The following is a 5,828-nucleotide window of genomic DNA, read 5'->3' on the forward strand; positions in this document are numbered from 1 at the left end:
TGTCAATTTTTACAATACATTTGTACTATCCGTGGGTAGCGATCGCACTCCTGCAAGTGCCTTAACAAAAGTTCATACAGTGTCGATTACTTTTGTCCGACTACTTAATGGCTACCTTTACCGATACCTCATCGCCTCACCAAAGCTGACCGTTATGGAATGATGGCTGCAATCCTCGACGAATCCATCAGTGATGAAGAACGCGGTTGTCTCGATCGCTTGATTCGTTCTTTTAATACCCTTCAAAAGCAACTAGCTGAAAACCAATTCGATGATTTTGCTCTCGCTTAGGGAAATGGGTCACTCTGGGATAAACAAGCAACCGTTGTCTGTGATTACCTGTGCGCTCGATTTGTTTTTTAAGTCCCTCATAAGACTTTTTGTGTCTAGGGGCGTAGAACAGAGAGTACAGCTTTTGCTCGATTGAAATCGACGCTAGTTCGTTTTCATCAAAGCGAACATCACCCACGATAATACCAATCACTTGAAAAAGGGCATTGTTTGGCACTGAAGAGGCATCCCCTTCTAGTGAAGGTTCGGCTGGAGTCGGTGTAGCTTCTAGCTCCTGAGTAATATCTGGCAGAGGTGTTTTAGCTCGTTTGATCGGTGGTGGTAATTTCGTTGGCTTTGATTGCGCTCCAGATGGTTCAACTGGTGTGAGTGGCTCAACTGATGCGGATGCCTCAACTGATGTGGGTGCCGCCACTGGTGCGGGTGGCTCCACATCCTGTTGCAAAGACTCCGGTGCTGGCGGCGTTTGAGTAGACTTCTGTGACTTGAGCGCGATGATAGTTGGCTTAGTAGGTACAGATGCGATCTCGTTTGGTTTCGGCTTGGGTGATTTTCTGGCTGCCATTGTGGTTTTTTAATAGTTGAATGTCGAATAACGAATTTTCATAACCTCGACTGTCAAGGCTCTAAAGCAGGCGCGGGTAAGAAATTAAGCCATTGAGAATTGCTTTCTTAACAGATTAAAGTACAAATTTTGATATGAGGATTAACCAACAAATTAATCCTAGCCGGAAAAAGCGGCGATCTGGTGCGATCGGTATGGAGAGCCAAAGTAATATAGATAAAGTTTTCTGTGGGACTGAACCGCATTCTGTTCATTCACACATGGATGGAGAATAGAAAATGATGAACGAACAAGCGACAGTTAGTGCAATAGGCGTATGAAAGCGTATCTACACAACGAACTTGATTATTCTTCTAAGTTCTCTGGTAATACTTTTGAGAATTGGCAAGCGCATACTGTCGCGATCGCGTAGGGTGAATACGATATCTAAAATCATCGATAGTTAGGCGCTGAAGCCTCCATCAATCATCAAGTTTGCGCCTGTAATGTAACCTGCTTCAGGACTCGCTAGATAAGCGACCATGCCCGCAACCTCTTCAACAGTGCCATAGCGGGCGACTGCGATGTGCTTCGTAAGCATTTCAGCAAATTCCCCAGTTGGAGGATTCATTTCCGTCGCGATCGGTCCTGGCTGCACGTTATTGATCGTAATGCCTTGCGGTCCGAGATCCCGGGATAGCCCTTGTACCAAACCTTGTAAAGCGGATTTGCTCATCGCATATACACCACCTCCTGGAAAGGGCATCCGTTCGGCGTTGGTGCTGCCAATGTTAATGATGCGTCCACCTGCTTGCATATGCTTGGCTGCGGCTTGCGTTGCGACAAAGACAGCACGCACATTAACGGCAAGGGTGCGATCGAAGTCCTCCAGTTTGAAATCATTTAGCGAAGCGATTGCCAGCACACCAGCACTATTAACCAGAATATCAATGCCGCCTAATCGATCCACCGTTTGCTCAACCGCAGCGACTACCGCACTAGCATCAGCACTGTCAGCTTGGATGGCGACAGCCCGGACACCTAACGCCTGTGCTGCCTGTGCAACTTCATTGGCTCGAGCGGGTGAACTGCTATAGGTGAAAGCAACATCAGCGCCTTCACTGGCTAAACGCTTAACGATCGCTGCCCCAATACCGCGACTGCCACCCGTGATGAGTGCGCGTTTGTTCTTAAGTGTGTGATTCATATTCAATGCTTGATGTCAGAACGTTGGTTTCCGGTTCAACGGTTGGTAATACTTTGGTTGCTACCCAAAGCGTGTGAGGACTACCCGCCAACATACTATCCATTAAATCGCAAATATCTTCACAAAGATGGCAAAATAACTTAATAATTTTCTGGCTGGAAAGCGTTGCTCTGCCGTTAAATGAGTAAAGAAAAAGTAGGATTAGGCCAGAATTGGGACAAAGTTCCCAAAAAAAGCCAAAAAAACAGCAGATGTCATGTATAGGAGAAAAAGGGAGCGTAAACAAGAGAAAAATCTAAGCCCCCAGCGATACCCGTTTCTACGTCTAAAGATATAAGTTTATTTAATGAAAAGCTATTAAATTGAACAATTAATTCAGATAGAAACTTATGGCAACTGAGCAAGAACTTCAATCTCTTTTTAATACCTTAGATAGAGATCGAGACGGCAAAGTCTCCATTCATGAGCTTTTTTTAAGCCCTGGTTTAACTGCAATCATCTCGGCTGAAACAGGTATGAGTAGTCCCCAGGAATTGCTAGCTAGGTATGGAGATAAAGACGGTAGTATCACCTTTGAAGAGTTAAAGGAAGTAGTTAAGAAAGCAAATAATTTAACCTAGCTGTCGCGTCACACACTAAATAGGTTCTGACGCAGATTTGGTGAAATGGGCATTGAGCCAATCATATCTAGTGCAGCGGGGCAGAAATAATCCACCAGTTCAAGTGGGCTGTGGGTAGCCCTGGAATTGCCAGACAAAAGGTTTGGCCAAAGTAAGGACTGAGGATTTGACATGAGAGCAATATGCCAATTACCAATTAATGTTTGAGTTCCATGCCTAATGTACTCGAATTCTACCTTTTTCACCTGTTTAAACTTCATCCGACTCATCGGATGAAGCCTTTATAATGCTTGAATTCCAGTCATTTCATCTGTACTAATCAGATGAATTCCTTGGTTAAATAATTCTAATGCTTGTTGATGCAGTTGACAAATTTTGGCTACTTGTTGTCTAAATTCTTCCGGGTCATCTGGATTGCTATTTAACCAATAACGATGACGATGGGGTTGTAAAGTTGCCTCTTTTTAAAAAACGCCCGACGCTGCGAGGTGAAATATTTTCTACAATTGAACGTTTGATCGCATAAGAGTGGTAGCTCTCCTGGTGTCCAATGACTGACTGGACGTTCTGACTCCACTGGTTTTTCACAAGCGAGCGCTACTATCTGTATCACTTGCTCGGTGCTGAAGAGATTGGGCGTACCCTCGCGTACTTGGTCGCTTAAGACTACAATTAGATTTAATATTCCAGGAGATAAATATATATACTTAGACATTTTCTCATCATTCAATTGACAGATTAGAGCCCAAATCATTTTAGAGAAGATGTTGGGTGTTTGATTTCTGCCCTTAGAATTAGGAATTACAGGCAGAAAAATGAAAATATAGAAGATAATGGATGGCTAATCTTTGCTTTACCCGCCTCCAGGCTGCACTTCAATAAATACACTTAATTATGAAGATTTTGACTTCATTGGTGACGGCAATGCTACTTGCAGGTTCTACCATTGCACTACCCGTTCAGGCGCGACGGCATCAGGATTACAAGACTCAATCACTCAGCGATCGAAGCCTCTCATTCGATCGCCCATCACCAGCCAGTGCATCGAACGCCGATTCTACTTACCACGCTACTGGTGCTCGAAAGGCAACCGTGTTCGCTCCCCCATCTAACGTTCGCGATCGACCAAACGGTAATATTGTCTGTAGGATTACCACTCGTCGTCAGATAAACGTCTATCGATTCTATGACAATAGCCAACAGTGGCTTTCCACCGATGCCTGTGGTGACGATCGGTACGGCGTGATTCATATCAGCCAGATTCGCTTTTAAACCGCGATCGCACCTCAATTAAACCGTTAAATTCACAAAAGCAGTGATAGTAAAAGCGATCGCATTGGTGTAGATAATCAGCAAGCCGTGCTACCAAATCGATCTGAAGTTGTCATAATATTGCACGCGCGATCGCTAAACGTTGTCGCTGTCCGCCTGATACGCCGATTAGAACGAGGAGAATCGCGATCGCTTTTAATTGTGGGCGGAAGTAGGAGATCGATCGCACGACGATCTGTATCAACGAACGTTGGTTTATCGTGCAAGATATAAATTGCTGCATAAAAAAGAAATGTAGTTTCTCATACAGAATTCCCGACTGAAGATATTTTTGCTACAAAACATACGCAAACACGTAAAACAACGCGATCTTCGTCTACCAGCTCGGTCACGCTTTCCAAACGCGCAACCATGAGAACGGTGTCAGCCCGAACGCCGTCTCCGGTATCTAGAAAATCGCGGGCATAGAATAGATACCACTGTCCATCATCATCCCGAAACCAGCTCTAAGGCCGGATAACTATTAGCTCAAGTTAATATTTATAATATTTAGGTAATAGTAGTAAGTACTAGAAATTTAAAGATTACTCCGGAATATTTTATATTTGTCTTGTCATCTGTTATTACATATATCCATAAATAAATTGGTAATAATAAAAGTTATCCGTTCAAACCAGATAGGTTACAATGGTTTTTGACTTGATTAACATATTGCCTGTTTACTGTCAAGGTTGCGCTCGGTTCGCCACTCTATTTACAAGGTGATTTCGCTATTCAGCCGAATAACACTCGCTCAAAGATACTAAAATATATCCCACTGTTGTTTGGGTACCATCAGTTAGCACAAGTCTGGCTGAACCTTCGATTTGAGCGACAAATGCTTCCATGCGATCGCGCAACCAAAATAATTCTAATCCCCGCAGTTTCCCTTTCGACCCTTGCAAGCCATCCGCACCCTCCAACTCCAGTCGAGTAGGATGGGGTTTAGGCCAAGATGCCAAATTTGGCGGTCGGCGATAGATGGGATAGCGATACTCTGAGGTAGGATAACGACTGGCAGTATAAACTGGCTCATAGTACGCAGTAAACAAAACACTGCCAAAACCGTCTTTACCGACAGACTGATAAAACACAAATTCCCGTTTCACAGCTGCCTGAAGTTCTTGAGGCGAATTAGACTTTAGCACTAATTCTCGGAATCGCTTGAGACTGTTTTTGACGCGAGAGCGTGTAATTTTTGTAACTCTATAGCGTCGGTAAGCAGTAGCCGCAGTAGGAGTTTCCAGGTAACGCAAACTTTTATTGATCGCACTTAGTAGTGCTTGCTTGTCTTTTTGCTCACCATTTTCACCCCAAATCTGTTCATCCAAACCCCAGATGCCTGAATGACAACAAACCTGAAAAGCCGACTCTGGGACGGGTAAGAGCGGTACGCCGGATGGCGCTGGTAACTCAAAAATGGGCATATCATATTCGGGGATAGCCGAATATTCTGGCTGTTTCTGTTGGACTCGCTCGACCGCTTTATTCCTAAAGGGTTGTATGCAGCCTGAAAGAGTGATTAGAATCGACCCCAAACTGAGGGTGATAAAAACAAGTTTCCAATTCATTTACGAAAGAGCGATCGAGTGTTGAAAATAGGCTGTATAAGTGTCTACTATCAGGTCAATAGACTCTACAAACGGTAATCGTGCGCTCGGCAGACTGTGATAGTTATGGAAGAACTTCAAATCTTCCCCATAATTAACGATCGCGCTACTGACGAAGATGTCCCCATCCCATAATATTAAGTAGTCGGACAAAAGTAATCGACACTGTATGAACTTTTGTTAAGGCACTTGCAGGAGTGCCTTCGCACAGCGTGCCGTAGGCATATCGTGCATCGGCACAATTA

Annotated in this window: 6 protein-coding genes and 5 pseudogenes; 4 read left to right on the forward strand and 7 right to left on the reverse strand. The window is 44.1% G+C overall.

The annotated features are described in order from the left end of the window. Positions 1-107 precede the first annotated feature (107 nt). Positions 108-291 (forward strand): annotated as a pseudogene (locus H6G03_RS38585) (hypothetical protein). Here the strand turns inward: H6G03_RS38585 and H6G03_RS36730 are convergent. Then, positions 233-856 carry a hypothetical protein gene (locus H6G03_RS36730; protein WP_190475817.1) on the reverse strand — a complete coding sequence of 208 codons (624 nt, stop codon included), beginning with the start codon at positions 854-856 and terminating at the stop codon, positions 233-235. The pseudogene H6G03_RS38585 and the gene H6G03_RS36730 overlap by 59 nt on opposite strands. Before the next feature lie 134 nt (positions 857-990). On the opposite strand from H6G03_RS36730, the gene H6G03_RS36735 reads away from it, so the two are divergent. Continuing rightward, on the forward strand, positions 991-1,131 hold the full coding sequence (locus H6G03_RS36735; protein WP_190475820.1) for a hypothetical protein: 141 nt from the start codon (positions 991-993) through the stop codon (positions 1,129-1,131). 167 nt (positions 1,132-1,298) lie between these two features. Here the strand turns inward: H6G03_RS36735 and H6G03_RS36740 are convergent, their stop codons facing one another. Beyond that, entirely contained in the window at positions 1,299-2,042 is a 744-nt protein-coding gene (locus H6G03_RS36740) for an SDR family oxidoreductase (RefSeq protein ID WP_190475822.1), read from the reverse strand. A gap of 389 nt (positions 2,043-2,431) precedes the next feature. Between H6G03_RS36740 and H6G03_RS36745 the strand changes: the two genes are divergently transcribed. Then, on the forward strand, positions 2,432-2,662 hold the full coding sequence (locus H6G03_RS36745) for an EF-hand domain-containing protein (protein ID WP_190475823.1): 231 nt from the start codon (positions 2,432-2,434) through the stop codon (positions 2,660-2,662). Positions 2,663-2,838: 176 nt separating this feature from the next. On the opposite strand, the pseudogene H6G03_RS39950 reads toward H6G03_RS36745, so the two are convergent. Next, a pseudogene (locus tag H6G03_RS39950) lies at positions 2,839-3,027 on the reverse strand (hypothetical protein); the annotation flags it as partial. A 52-nt stretch (positions 3,028-3,079) separates the two neighbouring features. Then, positions 3,080-3,329, reverse strand: a pseudogene (locus H6G03_RS36750) (helix-turn-helix domain-containing protein); the annotation flags it as partial. A 227-nt stretch (positions 3,330-3,556) separates the two neighbouring features. Here H6G03_RS36750 and H6G03_RS36755 point away from each other — a divergent pair. Beyond that, positions 3,557-3,934: a hypothetical protein gene (locus H6G03_RS36755; protein WP_190475827.1), complete on the forward strand. Its 378-nt coding sequence runs from the start codon at positions 3,557-3,559 to the stop codon at positions 3,932-3,934. Positions 3,935-4,046: 112 nt separating this feature from the next. Here H6G03_RS36755 and H6G03_RS36760 read toward each other — a convergent pair whose 3' ends face one another. The 3 genes and pseudogenes from H6G03_RS36760 to H6G03_RS36765 form a co-directional block, all read right to left on the reverse strand. Next, positions 4,047-4,217 carry a hypothetical protein gene (locus tag H6G03_RS36760; RefSeq protein WP_190475829.1) on the reverse strand — a complete coding sequence of 57 codons (171 nt, stop codon included), beginning with the start codon at positions 4,215-4,217 and terminating at the stop codon, positions 4,047-4,049. Between the two features lie 70 nt (positions 4,218-4,287). Beyond that, a pseudogene (locus H6G03_RS39955) lies at positions 4,288-4,434 on the reverse strand (glycoside hydrolase); the annotation flags it as partial. A gap of 309 nt (positions 4,435-4,743) precedes the next feature. Then, a pseudogene (locus H6G03_RS36765) lies at positions 4,744-5,400 on the reverse strand (MltA domain-containing protein); the annotation flags it as partial. Positions 5,401-5,828 lie beyond the last annotated feature (428 nt).

The organism is Aerosakkonema funiforme FACHB-1375 (genome assembly GCF_014696265.1).
Lineage (GTDB): Bacteria > Cyanobacteriota > Cyanobacteriia > Cyanobacteriales > Aerosakkonemataceae > Aerosakkonema > Aerosakkonema funiforme_A.